This is a genomic window from Frankia sp. BMG5.60 (genome assembly GCF_059428125.1).
This window is the reverse complement of record NZ_CM182091.1, coordinates 1,224,331-1,244,872: the sequence shown is the minus strand read 5'-3', so window position 1 is coordinate 1,244,872 and position 20,542 is coordinate 1,224,331. Positions and strand designations below refer to the sequence as shown.

Below are 20,542 nucleotides of genomic sequence, written 5' to 3'. Positions count from 1 at the left end.
ATGGATCGCCTGACGCGGTTCCGCGGAACACCATGATCACGAGAGTCGGGTCGCAGCCAGGACCGTCGTTGCCAGGACAGTCGTAGCCAGGACAGTCGTAGCCAGGACCGAGACGCGACGCGCGGTTCCGCGGAACACCAAGATCGGTGGGGCTAGCCGAGGCGGCGGAACACCCGCCGTGCCACCGAGGCCCGCAGCACCTCGGAGGGGCCCTCGTAGATGCGGAAGGCGCGCGCCTCGACGAGGAAGCGGGCGACGAGGTGGTCCTCGCAGACGCCGAGGCCGCCGAAGAGCTGCACCGCCCGGTCCAGCACCCGCCACACCGCCTCGGACACGAAGGTCTTCGCGATGGCGGCGTCGTGGCGGGCCGCCGAGCTGGTCGCACCCTGGGTGTCCAGGGTCGCGGCGGTCGCGTGGACGAGCGCGCGGGCCGCGGCGAGGTCGATCTCGTTGTCGGCGACGAGGGCCTGTGCCATGCCGTGCTCCGCGATCGGGGCGCCGAAGGAGTGGCGTCCCAGCACGTGCTCGGCGGCCAGGACGTGCGCGCGGACCGCCAGGCCCAGCCAGTTCATGCAGAACGTCAGCCGGGACGGGGCCAGCCGGGCCTGGGCGTACTCCAGGCCCAGCCCCACCTCGCCGAGCACGGCGTCGTCGTCGACGCGGCAGTCGTCGAAGGCGACCTCGCAGTGGCCGCCCGGGGCGCTGGTGAAGTCCAGCGTCGGCATCCGGCGCACCACCCGCATCCCCGGGTTGTCCGCGTCGACGAGGAACATCGTCGGGCCGGCGTCGGTGCGCGCGACGCAGATCGTGAACGCGGCGCCGTCCGCGCCGGTGATGAGGTGTTTGGCGCCCGTGATCGACCAGCCGCCGGGCACCCGGGTGGCGACGGTGCGCAGCATGCTCGGGTCGGATCCGGTGCCGGGGGCGGGTTCGGTCATCGCGATCGACGAACGCACCTCGCCGGCGGCGAGCGGGGCCAGGTAGCGCTCGCGCTGGTCCGGCGTGGTGGCGTCGGCGAGCAGGTGGATGTTGCCGTCGTCCGGCGCCCAGCAGTGCAGGGCCAGCGGCCCGACGAGGCTCGCGCCCGCCGCGATGAGCACGTGCGCCTGCCCGCGGAAGTCCAGGCCGAAGCCGCCGTACTCGACGGGCGACAGCGGGCCGAACACCCCGGCGTCCTTGGCGGCCGCCACCAGCTCCAGGCGCAGCGCGTCGTCCATCCGGCGGCCGTCGACGACGATCTCGCGCTCGACGGGGACGACGACGTCGCGGATGAACCGCGCGGTGCGTTCCGCCAGCAGCACGGGATCCGGCGGACTCGATGCTTCGGAGGGCCTGACCGCTGTTTCGCTCACGACTGTTTCGCTCACGACTGTCTCGCTCACGGTTGCTCCCACCGGTATAAAAGTGCTGCGTGCGGGGTCATTGTTGCCGCGCCCCGCGCGCTCGGTCGTCGGCCATCGACGATTTCGATGGGGTGATTGCCGTTGTATTGATCGCTGTTCGCGTGATGCCTGGCATGAGACGGTTTGCCGGTGAGTTCGGTATCTCGCTGGACGGTCCTGCGGGTGGACGAGGCGACTCTGGCAGCGGAGAACGTGCTGGTCGTCGTGCTGGTGGACCCGCAAGGAGAGGCTCTCGACACCTGGGCTCCGGGCGCCCACGTGGATATTCGGGTACCGGGTGGGGAGATCCGCCAGTACTCGTTGTGCGGTGATCCGTCCGATACCCGGTCATGGCGAATCGCGGTGCTCCTGGAGGAAAAAAGCCGGGGCGGATCGCGCTACTTCCATGAACAGGTCGTGAAGGGTACGGAAATCGAGGTAGGCGCCCCGCGAAACAATTTCCCGCTGGTGGCCGGCGGCTCCTATCGGCTGGTCGCCGGCGGCATCGGAATCACGCCCCTGCTGCCGATGCTGCACGAGCTGGAGCGCCGCGACGCCGACTGGCGGCTGTACTACGGCGGTCGGGCGCGGCGGCGGATGGCGTTCCTGCCCGAGCTCGCCCGCCACGGCGACCGGGTGCGCGTGCTGCCCGAGGACGCCGAGGGCCTGCTGCCCGTCGACGACATCGTCGCCGAGCTCGCCGCCGACGCGCGGCTGTACTGCTGCGGGCCGGAGCCGCTGCTGGCGGCCACCGAGCGGGCGTTCGCCGCCCGTGGCGTCGGCAGCCTGCACGTCGAGCGGTTCAGCCCCCGTCCGACGGACGGCGCGGACGCCGAGCAGCGGGCCTTCGACGTGCTGCTGGCCGGCTCCGGGCGGCTGGTGCGGGTGCGCGCCGACCAGTCGGTGCTCGACGCGCTCGACCGCGCCGGGCTCGACGTCCCCTCCTCGTGCCGCGAGGGCACCTGCGCGAGCTGCGAGACGACCGTGCTCGACGGCGAGGTCGACCACAGGGACTCCGTGCTGTCGGCGGAGGAGCAGGCCACCGGCACCACGATGATGATCTGCGTCTCGCGGGCGCGTTCGGAGCGGCTGACCCTTGACCTCTGACCGATCGACCTCGACACCCCGCCGCGGGCATGCCGTCGTCCTCGGGGCGGGGGTCGGCGGCCTGCTCGCCGCCCGGGTCCTGAGCGAGTCCTTCGACCGGGTCAGCGTCCTCGACCGCGACGACCTGCCCGGCTCCGTCGACGCGGGCGATCTCGGCGACGCGGGCCTTCCCGCCGCCGGGTTCGGCGCCCGCCGTGGGGTGCCACAGGCCGGGCACCTGCACGCGCTCATGGACCGTGGGCGGGAGATTCTCGAGGAGCTGCATCCCGGCCTGGTCGCGCAGCTCGTCGCCGCCGGGGCGCCGACGAGCGAGGCGCTGGTCGGCGGGCGCTGGTACCTGCAGGGACGCCGCGTCGGTCCGGTCTCCACCGGGCTGACGTCGGTGCTCGCGAGCCGGCCGCTGCTCGAACGCGAGCTGCGCCGGCGCACGGCGGCCCTGCCCGGCGTCCGCCTGCTACCGAGGACCGCGGTGATCGGCCTGGTTGACGTCGGCGGGGTGGGCGAGGGCGGCGTCGGCGGCGTGCGGATCCGGGCCGGCGGCGGCGACGGCGCGTCGACGGTGCTCGCCGCGGATCTGGTGGTCGACGCCAGTGGGCGCAACTCCCGCTCCCTGGACTGGCTCGCCGCCGCCGGGCACCCGGCACCGCCGACGTCGCGCGTCACCGTGGACCTCGGCTACGCCTCGCGGGTCTACGAGCGCCGCCCCGAGCACCTCGGCGGCGACCTCAGCGTCATCGTCTCCACCACCCCGGGCCTGCGCGGCGGGGGCGCGGTGGCCGTCGAGGGCGACCGCTGGATCGTCACCCTCGCCGGCCTGCTCGGCGAGCATCCCCCGACCGACGACGAGGGGTTCCGCGCGTTCGCCCGGCGGCTGCCGAGCCCCGACATCGCCGACCTCATCCATGCGGCGACCCCCCTGACCGACGCCGTGCCGTACCGGTTCCGGGAATCGGTGCGCCGGCACTTCGAGGCCGTGCGCCGCCCACCCGAGGGGATCGTGGTCGTCGGCGACGCGCTGTGCAGCTTCAACCCGCTCTACGCGCAGGGCATGACGGTCGCCGCCCAGCAGGCGCTGGTCCTGCGCGACTGCCTGCGCGCGGGCCCGCGCGGACTGCCGGGCCGCTTCTACCGCGCGGTCGGACCCGTCCTCGACGTCGCCTGGGACATGGCGACCTCCTCGGACCTGCGCTACCCCGCGGTGGTGGGCCGGCGCACCCTGCGGGGCCGGATCACCGGGAGCTACGCGGCCCGGGCCCAGCGCCGCGCGCACCGCGACCCCGCCGTCGCCCGGACCCTCATGCGCGTGGTCCACCTCGCCGAGCCGCCGACCGCGCTGCTGCGCCCGGCGCTGGCCGTCCGGGTCCTCGCCCCCGGCGCCCCGCGGGCGATCGCGCCGTCATCCCCGCCCACCATCCGTGACCGCCTGGCCGTCCCCCACCACGAGCAGTCGTAGAAGGAGCACAGCATGGTCACCGTCCAACCCGCGTCGTCCGAGACCCTCGACCGACCGGACGAGTCGTCCCCCGAGCAGACGGGGGCCCGGCTGCTCGCGAAGCTGTTCGACCCCGCGAACCGGCACGACCCCTACTCCATCTACACCGAACTGCGCGCCGCCGGGCCCCTGCACACCGGCCCGTTCAACCTCAAGCTCGCCAACCGCTACGCCGACTGCGCGGCGGTGCTGGGCAGCCAGGAGTGGGGCCACGACCGCGAGCCCCACCAGCTCCACCCGACCATCCCCGCCGAGGCGTTCCCCGCGTCCTTCCTGTGGATGGAGCCCCCGGACCACACCCGGCTGCGCGGCCTGGTCACGAAGGCGTTCACCGCGCGGACCGTGGCGGCGCTGCGGCCGCGCATCACCGCCCTCGTCGACGAGCTGCTCGACAACGCGCTGCGGCAGGGCGAGTTCGACCTCATCGCCACTATCGCCTACCCGCTGCCACTGACGGTGGTCTGCGAGATCCTCGGCGTGCCGGCCGAGGACCACCCGCTGGTGCAGGTCTGGTCGCAGGCGCTGGCCCGGGCCTTCGACCCCGACGTGCTGATGACGCCGGAGGCGCTCGCCGAGCGCAACCGCGCCATCCCCGAGTTCCTGTCGTACTTCCGCGCCCTGGTCTCCCGCCGGCGCCGGGAGGCGACGGGCGACGACCTGATCACCCAGCTCGCCGCCGTCGAGGAGGCGGGCGACCGGCTCACCGAGGAGGAGCTGCTCGGCACCTGCGTGACGCTGCTCATCGCGGGTCACGAGACGACGGTCAACCTCGTCGGCAACGGGATGATGGCCCTGATCCGCCACCCCGACCAGGTCGCGCTGCTGCGCGAGCGTCCCGAGCTGATCGGGCCGGCCGTCGAGGAGCTGCTGCGCTACGACTCACCCATCCACATGAACACCCGCGCCGCCAAGCGCGAGCTGGAGGTGGGGGGCGAGGTGTTCGCCCCCGGCGAGGGGATCGTCGCGCTCATCGCCTGCGCGAACCGTGACCCGCTGGTCTACGACGACCCCGACCGGCTCGACGTCACCCGTTTCCACACCTCCAAGCCGATCGCCCGGCACCTGTCGTTCAGCCTCGGCCACCACTACTGCCTCGGCGCGCCGCTGGCGCTGCTCGAGATGGAGCTGCTGCTCGCCGGCGTGCTGGACCGGGTCGCCGACATGGAGCTGCTCACCGACACGCCGCCGTACAAGCCGAACATGCTCATCCGCGGCCTGGCCGAACTCCCCACGCGCTTCCACGCCGCCTGAGGAATCCCGCGAAGGGCCGGCGTCATTCCCCCGGAACATTCCACCAGGGGGCGGCGCCGGCCCTTCGCCGGTTCAGGCCGCGGCGGCGGGGGAGAGGTCGACGGGCAGCGAGCTCAGCCCACGGTGGATGAGGCTCGGCTGGTAGGACAGCTCGTCGGTGGCCAGCGACAGCGCCGGCGCCCGCTCGACCAGCGTGCGGATCGCGGTGGTCGCTTCCAGCCGGGCCAGCGGCGCGCCCAGGCAGTAGTGCAGGCCGAGGCTGAAGCCGAGGTGGCGCGGCGAGCGGCCGGGTTCGGCGTAGCGGGTGACGTCGAGGCGCTCGCCGCCGTCGAACACGTCGGTGTCCCGGCCCGCCGAGCCCATCAGCACGATCGCTCCGTCCCCGCGGCGGAACCGGCGCTCGCCGACGGTGGTGTCGGTGAGCGCGACCCGCATCGTGAACTGCGTCGGCGTGTCGTAGCGCAGGATCTCCTCCACCGCCGACGGGGCCAGCTCGGGCCGGGCGCGCAGCAGCGCGAGCTGGTCGGGGTGGGCGAGCAGGGCGAGGATGCCGTTGCCGACCAGGTTGATCGACGTCTCCATCCCGGCGACGAGCAGCAGCACGCAGATGCCGAGGACCTCGGCCGCGGTGAGGACCTCGCCGGACTCCTCCACCGCGACGAGCCGGCTGAGCAGGTCGTCCTGCGGGTCGGCCTTGCGCCGGGCGACGAGGTCCTGCAGGTAGGCGACGACGTTCGCCCCGGCGTCGTTGCGCCGGGCGATGTCCTCGGCGGACAGCAGGCCGTCGGGGTCGGTGCCGCGGGCGATGGCCAGTTCCCAGGAGCGCAGCATCTCGGCGTCGTCCGCGGGCACCCCGAGCAGCCGCTGGCCCACCATCGCCTGGGCGAGCGGCGCGGACAGGTCCCGGATCACGTCGAGCCCGCCGGCGGCGAGCGCACGGTCCACCAGCGTGTCGACCAGGCTGGTGATCATGGGTGCGAGGTCGGCGACCATCCGGGCGCTGAACGCCTTGTTGACCAGCGTGCGCAGCCGTCGGTGGTCCGGCGGGTCCATCCGGATGAACGACCCGGGCAGGCTCGCCTGCTGGTCCCAGAAGGGGCTGAGCCGGTCGACGTTGCCGTGCCCCCATGCCTGGCTCTGCAGCACCGCGGCGCAGTCGGAGAACCGGGACATCAGCGTCACCTCGGCGTCGCCGAGACGGACGGGGGTCGGGCCGACAGCCTCGCGCAGCCGGCGGTACCGAGGGTAGGGATCGATCCGATGGGCGGTGTCGAAAACGTCGTGGGCGTCGGCCCGAATGCCGTCGATCCCCGCTGTGGTCATGGGTCCCGCTCCTTCGTATGCGCCACCCGGCCGAGGTACACGGGTATGCGCGCGGAGAAATGCAGGTGGCGGGCGTCATCCTGGGTCGGGCGCGAGCGGGGGTCAAGGGCCCGCCAGGCCCGGACGGGAATTCCGCATCGGTCGATTCGAAGCAGATATCGACTGCTGTACCGGCTTACCCCGCGGCCTAGCGTCGGACTCGGCGGGGGCGGCATCGTGGAGCGGGGTGGCATGACGACGGAACACGCCGATCTGGCGGAAGTCGGCGGCGCGCGCGAGATCTTCGATCCGCGGTGGCGCAGCGATCCCTATCCGCTCTACCAGGCGCTGCGGGAGTCGGCCCGCTGTCACTGGCTGTCCCCGGCCCGGCTCGGCGTGCTCACCCGGCACGCCGACTGCGTCGGCGTCCTGCAGGATCCCGCCTGGGGCCACGTCCCGATGGAGGCCAGCGCGTTTCGTCCGGTGACGGATCAGGACGAGGGCCTGCGGTCGATGCTGCGGGCGAACCCACCGACGCACACGCGGCTGCGCCGCCTGGTCAGCAGGGCGTTCACCCCGGCGAGGATCGCCCGGTTCCGCCCGATGGCCGAGGCGCTGTCGGATGAGCTGCTCGACGCGGCCGTCGACCGCGGCGAGGTCGACCTCGTCGAGGCGTTCACCCGGCCGCTGCCGCTGCGGGTCATCTGCTCGCTGCTCGGCGTCCCGGCGCGCGACGAGAAGGTCTTCAGCGGCTGGGCGTCGGCGTTGACCCGGGGCCTCGACCCCGACCAGGTCCTCGACCCGGTGGAGCGGGCCCAGCGCACCGAGGCCACCCGGGCGTTCGCCGACTACTTCGCCGAACTCATCGCCCGCCGCCGCGACGAACCCGCGGGCGACCTGCTCAGCGACCTGATCGCCGTGCAGGAACAGGGCGACCGGCTCAGCGCGGACGAGCTGCTCGAGATCTGCGTCCTGCTGCTCGTCGCCGGTTACGACACGACCGTGAACCTGGTCGCCAACGCCGCTCTGGCGCTCGCCCGGGACCCGGGCCAGTACGCGGCGCTGCGGGCGGACCGGGCGCTCGTGCCGGCGGCGATCGAGGAGACGCTGCGCTACGACCCGCCCGTCCAGTGGACGGGACGCACGGCGCTCGCCGACACGGAGCTCGCCGGGGAGTCGTTCCGCGCCGGTGACGGCATCATCCTCGTCGCCGGCGCCGCCCACCGCGACCCCGCGGCCTTCCCGCACCCCGACCGGTTCGACCTGACCCGCTACGCCTCGGCGTCCGCCCCCGCGGCCCGCCACCTCGGCTTCGGCCACGGCCTGCACTACTGCCTCGGCGCCCCGCTGGCCCGCCTGGAGGCCGAGACCATGCTGACCGCCCTGCTCGACCGCGTCGCCCGGCTGGAGATCACCGCCGAGCCGACCTACCGCCCCCACCTCGCCGTCCGCGGCGTCGACGCCCTGCAGGTCCGCCTCCACCCCGCCGGTTGAGCCTGCTGCGCAGATCGGTCGGCGGCCACGCCGCGAGCCCGCTGGCGAGGTGCTGTGGCGCGGTTCCGCGGAACCGCGACCGCTCGTGGCTCAGGGGCAGCCCGCTGCCAGCCATGCTGCGTACCGGGCAGGAGACATCGACTCCCACACCCGGGAACTGGTGCACTTCGCCAGACACACCTCGGCCGCGGGCGACGGTCCGGCGCGCCCGCGGGCTGGCCGCGCTGAAGAGCCTCTTCCTGATGCTGATGGGCCAGAACGGGGACCGCGGCCTGCCCGGCGGCAAGCCGGCGTGGGGTCCGGCGGGACGGGCGGCGCTCGACCGGGTCCTGCAGGACGTAGCAGTCCGCACCAGCGCGGTTTCCGTCGGCGCCGGACATGATCCGCGCCGGCGGCGACCAGCGCGGTGCCGACTGGCGCGTCCGCCACGGCCTGCGGTCGCGACGATGAGCCGGGCCTGTGGGCCCAGCCCGCCCTGGACCGCCTGTCGTAGAGGTGCCGCGGGATGCCTCGACGGCAGTGACGCGCCGCCGTCCAGGGATGGCGGCATCCGGGCTTGATTCTGGCGTCTATATGACGTCATAATGGCGTCATGGACCTTGGGTCATATGTGGAGGACTTGCGCCGGGAGCTTGCGGTCGCTGCGCAGGCGGGTGGCCCGGACGCGCTTGCGCTGGCCGAGCGGCTCGTCGGGCCGTTGGAGTCGGCCACCAGGCTCGCCCTGCTGGAGGCGTTGTCGGCGGCCGCGGATGAGATCAGCCGTGAGTTGGCGCCGGGATCGGTCGAGGTCCGGCTGCGTGGCCGAGATGCCGACTTCGTGGTGACGCCACCGCCGATGGTCCAGGGCGCCGGGGATGACGTCACGGATGGCGTCACACCGTCCGCCGGGATGGTGGCCGCTGGGACTGGGCTGGTGGGGGCTGGGCCGGGCGGGACTGAGCCGGGTGCGGGGGAGGGTGACGAGGGGCGGACGTCGCGGATCACGTTGCGCGTCCCGGAGCATCTCAAGCCGCGCATCGACGAGGCGGCCGAGCGCGAGGGGTTGTCCGTCAACGCCTGGCTCGTGCGCGCCGTCGGCGCCGCGCTCGACCCCGGTGGCGCACCCAGACGCCCGGGCACGGGGGGAGCCGATCAGCACGGGCGCCGGTACCGCGGCTGGGTTCGGTAGCCGGCCGCGGGGCCACATCGATCACTCAAGGCCGATCACTGAAAGCCGATCACTGAAAGCCGATCACAGAAGAAGGAGATGCACCATGCCGAGTTTTGCTACCCCTGAACCGATCCTCGCCGTCGTCGAGCTGGGCGTCGGCAGCCTGCGGATCCGGGCGAGCGATCGCGCCGACACCGTCGTGGAGGTGCGCCCGGCCGAGCCGGCCAGCGACGCCGACGTGCAGGCCGCCCGGGAGACCGCCGTCGAGTACTCCGCCGGCCGGCTGACGATCCGCGCACCCAGGAGGCGTCTGCGTTCGCTGTTCGGGACCGGCGAAGCGGTCGAGGTGACGGTCGACCTGCCCACCGGCTCGCGTCTCGACGCGAGCGCGGGGACGGGTGTCCAGGCCACGGGCCGGCTGGGTGACTGCACGGTCCAGGTCGCCCGCGGCGGTGTCGACCTGGACGAGGTCGCCGACCTGCGGCTGCGCACCGCCAACGGAGATGTCGTCGTGGGGCGCTGCCGGGGGCGCGCCGATGTCGGGACCGCCAACGGCGCGGTCCGGATCCAGCAGCTCGACGGCCCGGTGCTGGTCCAGACGGCGAGCGGCGCGATCACCCTCGGCGAGGCGGCGGACGACGTGCGGCTCGCCACCGCCGCCGGGGTCATCAGCGTCGACCGGGCGCTGGCGGGCGTCGACGCCCGGACCGGCTCGGCCGATGTCCGCCTCGGCGAGGTGGTGCGGGGCACCGTCGCCCTCGTGACCGGATCCGGCCGGCTCGACATCGGCGTGCGGGCGGGCACGGCGGCCCTGCTCGACCTCCGCTCGGGTGACGGCACCGTGCGCAGCGAGATCGCCGCCGTCGACCGCCCGGCCCCGACCGACGAGACCGTCGAGATCCGCGCCCTCTCCGGCCGCGGCAACATCCTGGTCCACCGCTCCCGGGCCGCCCTCCCGCCGGCGCTGGCCGGGTAGGCGCGACGGCCGGGCGGTCAGCCGCGCACGTGCAGCCCGAAACCCGTGCGGCCTGCGGGCTCCAGTCCCTCCCTCAGGTGCAGCGAGCCGAGGTCGTAGTCACCGAAGTTCTGCCGCCGGAACGCGATCGGCTCGGTCGACTCCAGGGTGAGCAGGCGCTGCTCCCAGGCCTTGGCGACGTCCGGGTAGTCCTCGCCGGTCATCCGGTCGGTGCCGTACAGCACGAACGGCGGCAGCACCTCGATGCCCGGGTAGTACAGGATGCCGTGGTGGATCGGGAACAGCAGATCGTCGATGGGGCCGTTGATCCCGCGGGCGGCGTAATGCGACTGCGGGCCGCCGGCGGTCACCGACAGCAGAGCCTTCCTGCCCGCGAGGGTGCCTTCGCCGAAGCGTTCGCCGTACCTGGTGTCGCTGTGCTCGCCGACGCCGTAGGCGAAGTGGTAGGTGAACACCCGGTCCACCCAGCCTTTGAGGATGGCGGGCATCGTGTACCACCACAGCGGGAACTGAAAGATGATCCTGTCGGCCCACCGCAGCTTCTCCTGCTCGGCGAGGACGTCCGGGGTGAGCGTCCCGGCGTCGAAGGCCCGGCCCGAGCCCAGGGCGACCTTCAGCGGGCGGGAGGCGTCGGGGCCGTAGTCCGCGGCGTCCACGGCCGCCTTCCAGTTCATCGCGTACAGATCGCTCACCCGCACCTCGTGCCCGGCGGTCTCCAGGGTGGACACCGCGAGGTCCTTCAGCGCGCCGTTGAGCGACGTCGGCTCCGGGTGGGCGTAGACGATCAGCGTATTCACGGGAACTCCTTCGGATCGGGTGCCTTCGATCCTGGGCGCCGCGGCGCCCGGCGTTCAGGGGCGCCACTTCCGTCGGACGGGACTTCCTGGTAGCGACAGGACCACCTGCACGGACGCCACCGAGGCCATACTCGGAGGCATGGACGATCTTGCGGGCTTCCTGCGGACCCGGCGTTCCCGGGTCGACCCGGCGGTCGTCGGCATCCCCACCGACAGACGCCGCCGGGTCGAAGGGCTGCGCCGCGAGGAGATCGCGCACCTGTCCGGAGTCAGCGTCGACTACTACGTACGCCTGGAGCAGGGCCGCGCGACCCAGCCCTCCGAGCAGGTCCTCGACGCGCTCGCCCGCGTCCTCGGCCTCGACGAGACCGAACGCGGCCTTTACGCGGACTGGGAGAACTGCACCCCCGACGTCGTCGGGCACCTGCGCCTGGCCGCCGGCAAATACCCCGAGGACCCCCGCCTGGCCTCGCTCATCGGCGAGCTGGCGATGGGCAGCGAGCGCTTCCGCCGCCTCTGGGCCCGCGCGGACGTGCGCGCCCGCACACATGGACGCAAGGCGTACCGGCACCCGCTGGTCGGACTGCTGGAACTACACCAGGAGAACTTCGCCCTACCCGACGCCTCAGGCATGGAGCTGCTGGTGCTGTCCGCGGCCCCCGACAGCCCCGCCGAGGACGGGCTGCGCCTGCTCGCGGGCCTGGACGCGGACGGCGGTGACGCGCATCCCGCAGTGAACGCCCAGGCCCTCGCGAACCGCCCCAAGCGGGCACGAATCGGGTGACGATCGCTTCGACCGTGGTCGGAGAACCCCGTGTCGATTGATTCTCCGTTGTGATTGTAGATCGATCGTGGATGTTTTCTCGAAGCGATCGGTCTACCTCGGCCTACCCGACTCCGGGTCAGGTTATGAGCGGGTGACGGGAAGGCGCCGCAACGCACTCGTCTGTTTATCTCGTCTTCCTCTGCCTAGTACTGACCATGGTCGGTCGACCCCCTAACCTGACGTGGATCTTCAGCGAGGGCCCGCGCTGATTCCTTCGTAACTGCCGGAGGTCTCACCTTGTCCGTTCTCACCCGTGTCCGGCGTGCGCGTCTGGCGCTGGGCTCCCTCGGCGCGGCCAGTCTGGCGGCCGCCCTGTTCGGCCTGTGGGCCGCCGCCCCCGCCCAGGCCGCAGGCCTGCCGGCGCCCGACCACGTCGTCGTGGTGGTGTTCGAGAACCACGCCTACTCGCAGGTCATCGGTTCCTCGAGCGCGCCGTACATCAACTCGTTGAAGAGCGGCGGCGCGAACCTCACCCAGTCCTACGGCCTGACCCACCCCAGCCAGCCCAACTACCTGGCGCTGTTCTCCGGTGGTACGCAGGGCGTGACCGACGACAGTTGCTACACCCCCGGATTCAGCAGCGCCGCCAACCTCGGCTCCGAGCTGATCGCCGCCGGCAAGACCTTCGGCAGCTACAACGAGGGCCTGCCGTCGCAGGGGTCCACGGTCTGCACGAACAGCTCCACGAAGTACGCGCGTAAGCACAACCCGTGGTTTGCCTTCAGCAATGTGCCGACGAGCACCGCGAAAACCTTCACACAGTTCCCGACCGACTACTCGACGCTGCCGAAGGTCTCGTTCGTCGTTCCGAACCTGTGCAACGACATGCACGACTGCTCGGTCGCCACGGGCGACACCTGGCTGCAGAACAAACTCAGTGCGTACGCGACGTGGGCCAGCACCCACAACAGCCTGCTCGTGGTCACCTTCGACGAGGACAACAGCAGCAGCGGCAACCGGATCCCGACGGTGTTCTACGGGCAGCACGTCACCGCGGGCAGCAGCACGTCGACGACCTACAACCACTACAACCTGCTGCGCACCCTGGAGGACCTCAGCGGGTTGACGACGCACGCGGGGAACGCGTCGAGCGCATCGGACATCACCGGCATCTGGAGCTAGCGACCCGTGTACGTCGCGGACACCCGCACCATCACCACACCGGCAGGCTCGGGGACCACCCCGGGCCTGCCGGCCCCGACGAGCGCCCGCACGCCGTCCGGGATCGTGCGCGGGGCCGTGCCCGCCACCGTGCTGGTCCTCGGTGCGGTCAGCCTCATCACCGACGTCTCCGCCGAGATGGTCACCGCCGTGCTGCCGCTGTACCTGGTGACCGAGCTGGGGCTGTCCCCGCTCGGCTTCGGGCTGCTCGACGGCATCTACAACGGCGCCAGCGCCCTGGTCCGCCTGGTCGGCGGCCACCTCGCCGACCGCGGCCGGCGTTACAAGGCGACCGCCGCCGTCGGGTACGGCCTGTCGGCGCTCTGCAAGCCGGCGCTGCTGCTCGCGCACACTCTGCCGACGATCAGCGCGGTCCTCGCCGTCGACCGGACCGGCAAGGGGCTGCGCACCGCCCCGCGGGACGCGATGATCTCGCTGGCCGCCCCGCCGGACGCCCAGGGCCGCTCCTTCGGCGTACACCGGGCGATGGACACCGCGGGCGCCCTGCTCGGGCCGGTCGTCGCGTTCGTTGTCATGCGCGCGGCCGCCGACGGGTTCGACGCGGTGTTCACGGTCAGCTTCTGCAACGCGACCTGGATCTGTCCGTCGAGTGGTTCCCGTTACTGCCACTGGGAACGTCGGCGTCGTTCCTGCTGCTGGCCATCCCGCTGGGTCGCGCCGCCGACCGGTTCGGCCGCTGGGCCGTGTTCCTCGCCGGGCACGGCGGCCTGCTGATCGCGTACGGGCTGGTGCTCGCCCCGGTGCGGGGCGCGGTGCTGCCCATCGGCGTGCTCGTCCTGCACGGCGCCTTCTATGCGGCGACCGACGGGGTGCTCATGGCCGCCGCGGCCGGGGCGGTCCCGGCGCGGCTGCGTTCCAGCGGGCTGGCCCTGGTCCAGACGGGGCAGGCCGGCGCCCGCTTCGCCTGCTCGCTGATGTTCGGTGCCGCGTGGACGGCCTGGGGCGACCACACCGCCCTGGCGGTCGCCGCGGCGGCGTTGGCGGTCTGCACTGTGGCCGCCGCCGCGCTGCGCCCCGCCCGATCCGCGCCCGACCAGGGGAGGCAGCCGTGCCCGTGAGTGTCCGCGTCCGCCTCGGCGTACTGCTCGCGGTCGTGGTGGTGCTGGCCGGCGTCGCCACCGCGGCGGTGGTGCACGCGTCCGGTCGGGCGGCGAGCCGGGCCGACGACCAGGCCGGCGGGCCCGCGGTCCGGGCCGGCCAGGTGTCGCTCACCGCCATGGCGGACGGCGGCGCGGTCTCCGGCGAGCGGCTGGTGTTCCGCACGATGGGCTGGGGACCACACCGCGACGAGCTGGTGTCGGTGCCGGCCGCGGACCCGGCGGGCACCCGCACCGCCTCCGGCGTGCGCTGCCTGCGCTTCCACGCCGCCGGCGGCACCGGCATCTGCCTGCGCCGGGTGCCGGGCGTGGTGGGGGAGAGCTACCGGGCGGTGGTCCTCGACGCCGCCCTGCACGAGCGGCGCGACTTCCCGCTGGGCGGCATCCCCACCCGGTCCCGGGTCTCCCCGAGCGGGCGCATGGTGGCCTGGACCGTGTTCGTCGGCGGCGACTCCTACGCGGACAGCTCGTCGTTCTCCACCCGGACCTCCATCCTCGACACCCGCACCTGGCGGCTGGACGGCAGCCTGGAGGACTACCGGATCGTCCGGGACGGCCGGACCTACCGCAGCCCGGACGTGAACTTCTGGGGGGTGACGTTCGCCGACGACACCCACTTCTACGCCACGCTCGCCACCGGCGGGCAGACCTACCTGGTGCGCGGCGACGTCACCGCGCGCACGGTCACCACCCTGCGGGCGAACGTCGAATGCCCGTCGCTGTCCCCGGACGGCACCCGGCTGGCGTTCAAGAAGCGGGTGGCGGGCCTGCCCGCGGACGCGCCGTGGCGGCTGACCGTCCTCGACCTGCGAACGATGCGCGAGACCGCCCCGGCCGAGCGGCGCAACGTCGACGACCAGGCGCTCTGGCTCGACGGCCGCACCCTCGCCTACGCCCTGCCCGGCGACTACGGCAGCGACCTGTGGACGGTGCCCGCCGACGGCGGCGGCAGCCCGCGGCGGCTGACCACGGCGGCGCTGGCTCCCGCCGTGGTCGGCTGACATGGCCCGGCTGACATGGCCCGGCTGACCGGGCTCGGCTGACCGGGCCCCTCAGGCGGACTTGCGGGGCAGGCTCCAGTAGTCGCGGTTGACGGCGATCCGGCCCTCGCGCAGCGAGCCGAAGGAGGACCCGCGGATGCCCGCCGGCTGCATGACCCACTCGATGGCGTAGGTGGCCCCGTCGGACAGGGTGGTCACGACGTCGTAGGTGGTGCCCGCCGTCTGGCTCAGCGCGCCGTCGATGAACGCGCGGGCCTCGTCGGTCCCCGTGGCGCCGTGGCCGGTCGGAACGTCCTCCAGCACGACGTCCGGGGTCAGGGTGGCCAGGATCGCGTCGGTGTCCTGCTTGTTCCAGCCGGCGAAGTAGTCGTCGATGACGGTGGTGTCGCTCATGTGCGTGACTCCTCTGTGAGGGCGGGCCGCGCCGGGCCCGCCGGGTCGATCCGGTCGGCGACGGGCGGCGCGGCCGCCGGCACCGTCGCCAGCACGCGGCGCAGGGCGCGTTCGAGCGTCGAAAGGTCGTCCAGGCCGGGCCCGCTGACGCCGGCGGCGGCCAGGCTCGGATGCGTGCCGCCCGCCGCCATCAGACCCCGGGCCGCGAGCCAGCCGGTGAACAGCAGGTAGGTGGCGGTGAACAGCTCGACCGCCGCGGGCTCCGGCAGGCCCGCGGTGCGCAGGATCGACAGCGCCGTGCCGGTGAGCCGGCCGGCCGCGGCGGAGGGCCGCGACGCCGTCAGCGCCCGCATCCCCGTGCCGGGGTAGCGCCGGAACGCCTCGTCCATCGCGGTGACGAGCCCGACGTACTGGTCGACCCAGGGCGCGGCCGGATCGAGCTCGATGCGGATGTCGGCGGCGACCGCCTCGACGACCCGGTCGGCCAGGTCCTCGCCGCCGCGCAGGTGGTAGTGCACCGCGGGCGGGGTGACGCCGAGCTCGTCGGCGACGGCGCGCACGGTCAGCCCGCCGAGCCCGCCGCGCTCCACCACGCGCAGCGCGGCGTCGAGCACGTCGCGCTGGGTCAGCGGCGCCGGCTGCGTCCCGCCGCGCCTGCGTGCCACCGGCCGCCTCCCCTCCTCGGACCCGAGTCGTGGACCGTCTCCGGCTTCATTATGCCATAGTAAATCACCGCGGTCATGACCTGAGGGAGGCCGGAATGGGCAGCGACATCGACGACGACCTGGACAACGACGTCGTCGTCATCGGGGGCGGGGTGGGCGGCTGCGCGCTCGCCGCCCGCCTCGCCACGGCGGGTCTGGGCGTCACGGTGCTGGAACGCGAGCGCGTCTACCGCGACCAGATCCGCGGCGAGGCGATCGCGCCGTGGGGCTTTCGCGAGGCCGTCGAGCTGGGCCTCGGCGACACGGTGCTCGGCACAGAGGGCGCGTCGGTGATCAGCCGGATGGTGCCCTACGACGAGATGCTGACCGTCGAACGCGCCCGCTCCGCCGCGATGGACCTGTCCACGGCCGTTCCCGGCGCCCCGGGGATCATCGGGGTGGGCCATCCGGAGCTGCGCGAGGCGCTGGCCACCGCGGCGGCCAAGGCCGGCGCGACGGTCGTGCGGGGGGTCGGGCGTTCCACGGTGGAACCGGGCCCGGCGCCGTCGGTCACCTACGAGCTGGATGGGGCGCACCACACCCTGCGCACCCGGCTCGTCGTCGTCGCCGACGGCAAGAACTCCGCGACCCGCACGGCACTCGGCATCCCGATCACGGTGACCACCCCGCGGGTGATGCTCACCGGGCTACTCGTCGACGACGGCGGCGCGTGGGACCGCGCTGAGACGACCCTCGGCGTCGACGGGCGCAACCAGTACGTCGTCGTGCCCCGCGGGGCCGACCTGATCCGGCTCTACATCGCCCGGCACGCGACCGACCCCGAGCGGTTCAACGGGCCCGAGCGGGTGGCGCGTTTCCTGGCGGCGTACCGCTCGCCGGCGCTGCCGTGCCCCGACGCGCTCGCCGAGGCCACCCCGGCCGGGCCGTGCGCGACCTTCCCCATGACCGACGCCTGGACCGACAATCCGCTGCGACCCGGGATCGCGCTGCTCGGCGACGCCGCCGGCTGGAGCAACCCGGTCACCGCCCAGGGGCTGAGCATCACCCTGCGCGACACCCGGGTGCTCGCCGAGGCCCTGCTCGACACCCCCACCTGGACCCCGCAGACGCTGCGCGGCTACGCCGAGGAACGCGGCGAGCGGATGGCGCGGCTGCGTTTCGCCACCGCGCTGACCGATCTGCTGTCCGCGTTCGGCATGCCCGAGCGGGCGGCGAAGCGCCGGCGGATGACGAGGCTGCTGCGCGAGCGCCCGGACCTCGGCGCCGCGCTCGGCGCGGTCCACGCCGGCCCCTGGACGCTGCCCGCCGCAGCGTTCTCCCCCGACATCCTCACCACCGTCGCCCTCGCCTGACTCGAACGGCTTTCGGTCAGATCCTCCTTCATCGGCGGCAACGAGATCGCCGCCGCCGGCGGCCAGCATTGACGCGGCCTCGCGCGGCGCAGGACTCTCAGCGATTCCCCTGCCTGGTCAGCACCTACGATCAGCCCAGTTTCACGGACTTCCAGGCCACCTACGAAATCTAGGTGATGATCGGATCGAGGAGGCTTGTGAGCTCGTCGGCCTCGAAGTGATGGCGGAAGCGGTGGCAGGCTCCGTCGTTCTCTTCCTTGCCGAGGTCCGTCCACCGCACCGTCCAACCGGCTGCGGCCGCGAGTTGGCGCAAGAAGGCTCTCTGCGTCCGACCGTTACCCTCGCGAAAAGGGTGGATGGCGTTGATCTCACCGTAGAGTTCGGCGAACCGAGGGACGAAGGCTGTCCGGCGGAGGCCCAGCAGGTACCGGTCTTCCGCGAGAGCCGCGAACTGCGTGTCCAGTTGATCGCAGATGAACGGCGGGAGACAGAAGGGGTGCCCCAGCTTCGAGAGCCCCACGGTGCGCACCTCGCCGGCCCAGGGGTACACCTCCCCGAACAGTGCACGGTGGAACCGCTGCAGGTGGTCGCGGTCGTAGGCGCCGGGCAGAACACCCAGGGCCAGCGCAGTGTCCCGGGCCCGGGAGACCTCTGCCTCGATCGTGGCGAGCTCGTCGGGATCCCTGATCCCGAGATGGTTCTTCGGGCAGTTGGTACCAGGCCAGCAGTATGAGTCGGCGTCGGTCACGGTCGGCGATCAGGCCTCCGAGGTTGGGTGACCTACCGACGATACTTGGCCAAAATCTCCGACACGACGTCGTCTGCCGTGCGTTCCCCGCTTGCGATCTGATGCAGACGCTCTACCTCGCTTGCCGACGGTTCCGAGCCCTCAAGCCGCGAGTTGCCCACTGCCGCAGCCACGGCGTCGTCAGGAGACATGCGGAGACGGCAGTAGTAGTCCCGCATGATCGTCTGGTCAATCCGCTCCTCCGAACGATCACCGTCTTGGATGCCCGCCCGCGCGAGACGCCAGGGAGCCTCCGCATGGGTCATCCGTGAGAGTTCGTCGCCACTGAAGTGACCGTAGGTCTTCATGACCCACGTGATCACTTCGCGGCCCTGGCTGCTGAGCCGCCGATGGTCGCCCGCCGGCCATGAGATCACGCCGAAGGCCCGGCGCCGGTACAGGCGTCGTACGACGGGCCCCTTGGCCCATGCCTCAACCTCGTCGGTGAACAGAGGCTCCCCATGGAAGGCCAGGTGCCACGCCTGAGAGTAATAGACCAACTTGTGGAGGCGGTAGGTGTCCATCGGGCCGAGGCTCGTAATGATCAGTGAGGCGACATCGTTCACGTCCTCTGCCATCCCCGATGCCACCTCCCAGCCCCCCGTCACGTAGGTCTGCAGAGCGGATTTCGTCGACCTACCAGATCTCTGGTATCTGCAATTCTACCCCCGGGGGTAGAACTCCTACCCCTGAGGGGCGTGTCGGCGTGGTCACGTCCGGTGGCGTGGTGTACGGAGGGTGACTCCGCGTGATCCTTGGTTTAGTTTATGCGGTGAGTGTTTCTGGTGTCACGCTGATCTCGGGTGTGTCGGCCGGCGTGTTCCCCGCGTCGGCTTTCCCGAGGATTTCCAGGCCGAAATAGCGGTGGGTTTCGATCCACTCGTCGTGTTGCTCGGCCAGGACCGCGCCGACGAGACGTATGATCGCACCACGGTCCGGGAAGATACCCACGACGTCGGTCCGCCGGCGGATCTCCTTGTTCAGCCGTTCCTGCGGATTCGACGACCAGATCTGCCGCCAGATCTCCCGCGGGTAGCCGGTGAACGCGAGCAGATCCGCTTTCGCCTCTTCCAGATGTGCGGCGGCGCGCGGTAGTTTCTCGGTGAGAGCGTCGACGACCCGGTCGAACTGCACGGCCACCTCGTTCGCGTCCGCCTGATCAAAGATTGTCCGGACCAATGTTGCGACCCACGGCTGCGACGACTTCGGTGTGAACGTCAACAAGTCGCGCAGGTAATGCGTCCGGCATCTTTGCCACGACGCGCCCGGCAGCGTCGCCCCGATCGCCGCGACCAGGCCCCGGTGGGCGTCCGAGGTCACCAGGCGGACCCCGGACAGGCCGCGGGCGACCAGCCCGCGGAAGAACGCCAGCCAGCCGGCCCCGTCCTCGCTGGACACGACGTCGAGGCCGAGGATCTCCCGGTGCCCATCGCCGTTGACCCCGACCGCGAGCAGGCAGTGGACGTTCACGACCCGGCCGTCCTCGCGGACCTTCATCGTCAACGCATCCGCCTGCACGAACCGGTACGGCCCGGCGTCCAGCGGCCTCGAGCGGAACGCCTCGACCTGGCCGTCGAGATGCTTCGCCAACTCCGACACCTGCGACTTCGAGATATGCGCGACCCCGAGCTGTTCCACGAGCTTGTCCACTCTTCTCGTGGAAACACCGAGCAGATAGGACGTCGCGACCACCGAGATCAACGCCTGTTCCGCCCGCCGCCGGCGTGTCAGCAGCCATTCCGGGAAGTACGAACCGGACCGCAGCTTCGGAATTGCTAGATCAATCGTCCCGGCGCGCGTGTCCCACTCCCGCATCCGGTACCCATTCCGACGATTCGTCCGATCCGGTGATATCTCCCCGTACTCCGCACCACAGATCCCATCTGCCTCAGCGCCCATCAACGCCTCCGCAAACGCCTTCACCATCGAACCCAACAGATCCGGACTCGCCGCCACCAGTTCCTTGCCCAGCCCGTCGGCGTCGGTCACAGTCGGACGCACGGCCATCGCGTTTCCTCCTCATCGAGTTGCCTTCGCATGTTTCTCGAGAGGATCACGCGGTGGCCGTCCCACGTCACGGACCGCCACTCCGGCGAGTCGTCAGACGATCACAACCCGTACACCACGTCTGTGGACTCAACTGTCGGCGTCGCGCCATATCGCCTGGTCACCGACCTATGGCTCTGGTTCAGATCGGATGTCGCAACTACCCCTCTGCTGTCTGGGGTAGGCGCGACCCACCCGCAAGGCTCGGGTGACGTCCACGGATGGCGGACCGGCCGACGGTG

At 72.1% G+C, this 20,542-nt stretch carries 20 protein-coding genes; 12 read left to right on the top strand and 8 right to left on the bottom strand.

Annotated elements, in window-relative coordinates; translation table 11 throughout:
• Window positions 1–152 precede the first annotated feature (152 nt).
• Window positions 153–1,352 carry an acyl-CoA dehydrogenase family protein gene (locus AC5R91_RS05060; protein ID WP_495397895.1) on the bottom strand — a complete coding sequence of 400 codons (1,200 nt, stop codon included), beginning with the start codon at window positions 1,350–1,352 and terminating at the stop codon, window positions 153–155.
• A gap of 180 nt (window positions 1,353–1,532) precedes the next feature.
• Between AC5R91_RS05060 and AC5R91_RS05055 the strand changes: the two genes are divergently transcribed.
• From AC5R91_RS05055 to AC5R91_RS05045, 3 genes are read left to right on the top strand one after another with little or no spacing between them, the layout of a single operon-like run.
• On the top strand, window positions 1,533–2,489 hold the full coding sequence (locus tag AC5R91_RS05055) for a PDR/VanB family oxidoreductase (protein ID WP_495395947.1): 957 nt from the start codon (window positions 1,533–1,535) through the stop codon (window positions 2,487–2,489).
• Window positions 2,479–3,942, top strand: a complete 1,464-nt coding sequence (locus AC5R91_RS05050) for an FAD-dependent oxidoreductase (RefSeq protein ID WP_495395946.1) — start codon at window positions 2,479–2,481, stop codon at window positions 3,940–3,942. Before AC5R91_RS05055 ends, AC5R91_RS05050 begins: the two co-directional genes overlap by 11 nt.
• 12 nt (window positions 3,943–3,954) lie before the next feature.
• Window positions 3,955–5,232: a cytochrome P450 gene (locus AC5R91_RS05045; RefSeq protein WP_495395945.1), complete on the top strand. Its 1,278-nt coding sequence runs from the start codon at window positions 3,955–3,957 to the stop codon at window positions 5,230–5,232.
• A gap of 72 nt (window positions 5,233–5,304) precedes the next feature.
• On the opposite strand, the gene AC5R91_RS05040 is transcribed toward AC5R91_RS05045, so the two are convergent.
• Window positions 5,305–6,555, bottom strand: coding sequence for a cytochrome P450 (locus tag AC5R91_RS05040; RefSeq protein ID WP_495395944.1), 1,251 nt, complete (start codon window positions 6,553–6,555; stop codon window positions 5,305–5,307).
• Between the two features lie 231 nt (window positions 6,556–6,786).
• On the opposite strand from AC5R91_RS05040, the gene AC5R91_RS05035 reads away from it, so the two are divergent.
• The 3 genes from AC5R91_RS05035 (at window position 6,787) to AC5R91_RS05025 (ending at window position 10,154) form a co-directional block, all read left to right on the top strand.
• Window positions 6,787–8,028 carry a cytochrome P450 gene (locus tag AC5R91_RS05035; protein ID WP_495395943.1) on the top strand — a complete coding sequence of 414 codons (1,242 nt, stop codon included), beginning with the start codon at window positions 6,787–6,789 and terminating at the stop codon, window positions 8,026–8,028.
• A 592-nt stretch (window positions 8,029–8,620) separates the two neighbouring features.
• Entirely contained in the window at window positions 8,621–9,196 is a 576-nt protein-coding gene (locus tag AC5R91_RS05030; protein ID WP_495395942.1) for a toxin-antitoxin system HicB family antitoxin, read from the top strand.
• An 85-nt stretch (window positions 9,197–9,281) separates the two neighbouring features.
• Window positions 9,282–10,154 carry a DUF4097 family beta strand repeat-containing protein gene (locus tag AC5R91_RS05025; protein WP_495395941.1) on the top strand — a complete coding sequence of 291 codons (873 nt, stop codon included), beginning with the start codon at window positions 9,282–9,284 and terminating at the stop codon, window positions 10,152–10,154.
• Window positions 10,155–10,171: 17 nt separating this feature from the next.
• On the opposite strand, the gene AC5R91_RS05020 is transcribed toward AC5R91_RS05025, so the two are convergent.
• Window positions 10,172–10,951, bottom strand: a complete 780-nt coding sequence (locus tag AC5R91_RS05020) for an NAD(P)H-dependent oxidoreductase (protein ID WP_495395940.1) — start codon at window positions 10,949–10,951, stop codon at window positions 10,172–10,174.
• Between the two features lie 139 nt (window positions 10,952–11,090).
• On the opposite strand from AC5R91_RS05020, the gene AC5R91_RS05015 reads away from it, so the two are divergent.
• From AC5R91_RS05015 to AC5R91_RS04995, 5 genes are all read left to right on the top strand, one after another.
• The gene (locus AC5R91_RS05015) at window positions 11,091–11,735 is read left to right on the top strand and encodes a helix-turn-helix transcriptional regulator (protein ID WP_495395939.1); all 645 of its coding nucleotides are present in this window, start codon (window positions 11,091–11,093) and stop codon (window positions 11,733–11,735) included.
• A 279-nt stretch (window positions 11,736–12,014) separates the two neighbouring features.
• Window positions 12,015–12,899 carry an alkaline phosphatase family protein gene (locus AC5R91_RS05010; protein ID WP_495395938.1) on the top strand — a complete coding sequence of 295 codons (885 nt, stop codon included), beginning with the start codon at window positions 12,015–12,017 and terminating at the stop codon, window positions 12,897–12,899.
• Window positions 12,900–12,905: 6 nt separating this feature from the next.
• Window positions 12,906–13,673: an MFS transporter gene (locus tag AC5R91_RS05005; protein WP_495395937.1), complete on the top strand. Its 768-nt coding sequence runs from the start codon at window positions 12,906–12,908 to the stop codon at window positions 13,671–13,673.
• The gene (locus tag AC5R91_RS05000) at window positions 13,562–14,017 is read left to right on the top strand and encodes an MFS transporter (RefSeq protein WP_495397894.1); all 456 of its coding nucleotides are present in this window, start codon (window positions 13,562–13,564) and stop codon (window positions 14,015–14,017) included. The genes AC5R91_RS05005 and AC5R91_RS05000 overlap by 112 nt, the downstream gene beginning before the upstream one ends.
• Window positions 14,008–15,057 (top strand): TolB family protein, encoded by a 1,050-nt coding sequence (locus AC5R91_RS04995; protein WP_495395936.1) that lies wholly within the window; start codon window positions 14,008–14,010, stop codon window positions 15,055–15,057. The genes AC5R91_RS05000 and AC5R91_RS04995 overlap by 10 nt, the downstream gene beginning before the upstream one ends.
• A gap of 51 nt (window positions 15,058–15,108) precedes the next feature.
• On the opposite strand, the gene AC5R91_RS04990 is transcribed toward AC5R91_RS04995, so the two are convergent.
• Window positions 15,109–15,450, bottom strand: coding sequence for a nuclear transport factor 2 family protein (locus AC5R91_RS04990; RefSeq protein WP_495395935.1), 342 nt, complete (start codon window positions 15,448–15,450; stop codon window positions 15,109–15,111).
• Entirely contained in the window at window positions 15,447–16,115 is a 669-nt protein-coding gene (locus AC5R91_RS04985; RefSeq protein ID WP_495395934.1) for a TetR/AcrR family transcriptional regulator, read from the bottom strand. The genes AC5R91_RS04990 and AC5R91_RS04985 overlap by 4 nt, the downstream gene beginning before the upstream one ends.
• A 95-nt stretch (window positions 16,116–16,210) precedes the next feature.
• Here AC5R91_RS04985 and AC5R91_RS04980 point away from each other — a divergent pair, with 95 nt between their 5' ends.
• Entirely contained in the window at window positions 16,211–17,467 is a 1,257-nt protein-coding gene (locus AC5R91_RS04980; protein WP_495395933.1) for an FAD-dependent oxidoreductase, read from the top strand.
• A 169-nt stretch (window positions 17,468–17,636) separates the two neighbouring features.
• Here the strand turns inward: AC5R91_RS04980 and AC5R91_RS04975 are convergent, their stop codons facing one another.
• From AC5R91_RS04975 to AC5R91_RS04965, 3 genes are all read right to left on the bottom strand, one after another.
• Window positions 17,637–18,215 carry a Fic/DOC family protein gene (locus AC5R91_RS04975; protein WP_495395932.1) on the bottom strand — a complete coding sequence of 193 codons (579 nt, stop codon included), beginning with the start codon at window positions 18,213–18,215 and terminating at the stop codon, window positions 17,637–17,639.
• 32 nt (window positions 18,216–18,247) lie between these two features.
• Window positions 18,248–18,832, bottom strand: a complete 585-nt coding sequence (locus AC5R91_RS04970) for a type II toxin-antitoxin system antitoxin SocA domain-containing protein (protein ID WP_495395931.1) — start codon at window positions 18,830–18,832, stop codon at window positions 18,248–18,250.
• Window positions 18,833–19,019: 187 nt separating this feature from the next.
• Entirely contained in the window at window positions 19,020–20,261 is a 1,242-nt protein-coding gene (locus tag AC5R91_RS04965) for an IS256 family transposase (protein WP_495392706.1), read from the bottom strand.
• Between the last annotated feature and the right edge of the window lie 281 nt (window positions 20,262–20,542).

What these genes read in the sequence shown, in the direction of transcription:
- AC5R91_RS05045 (WP_495395945.1), top strand. Translation starts at nt 3,955, where the DNA reads ATGGTCACCGTCCAACCCGCGTCGTCCGAGACCCTCGACCGACCGGAC.
- AC5R91_RS05040 (WP_495395944.1), bottom strand. Translation starts at nt 6,555, where the DNA reads ATGACCACAGCGGGGATCGACGGCATTCGGGCCGACGCCCACGACGTT.
- AC5R91_RS05035 (WP_495395943.1), top strand. Translation starts at nt 6,787, where the DNA reads ATGACGACGGAACACGCCGATCTGGCGGAAGTCGGCGGCGCGCGCGAG.
- AC5R91_RS05030 (WP_495395942.1), top strand. Translation starts at nt 8,621, where the DNA reads ATGGACCTTGGGTCATATGTGGAGGACTTGCGCCGGGAGCTTGCGGTC.
- AC5R91_RS05025 (WP_495395941.1), top strand. Translation starts at nt 9,282, where the DNA reads ATGCCGAGTTTTGCTACCCCTGAACCGATCCTCGCCGTCGTCGAGCTG.
- AC5R91_RS05015 (WP_495395939.1), top strand. Translation starts at nt 11,091, where the DNA reads ATGGACGATCTTGCGGGCTTCCTGCGGACCCGGCGTTCCCGGGTCGAC.
- AC5R91_RS04990 (WP_495395935.1), bottom strand. Translation starts at nt 15,450, where the DNA reads ATGAGCGACACCACCGTCATCGACGACTACTTCGCCGGCTGGAACAAG.
- AC5R91_RS04980 (WP_495395933.1), top strand. Translation starts at nt 16,211, where the DNA reads ATGGGCAGCGACATCGACGACGACCTGGACAACGACGTCGTCGTCATC.
- AC5R91_RS04970 (WP_495395931.1), bottom strand. Translation starts at nt 18,832, where the DNA reads ATGGCAGAGGACGTGAACGATGTCGCCTCACTGATCATTACGAGCCTC.
- AC5R91_RS04965 (WP_495392706.1), bottom strand. Translation starts at nt 20,261, where the DNA reads ATGGCCGTGCGTCCGACTGTGACCGACGCCGACGGGCTGGGCAAGGAA.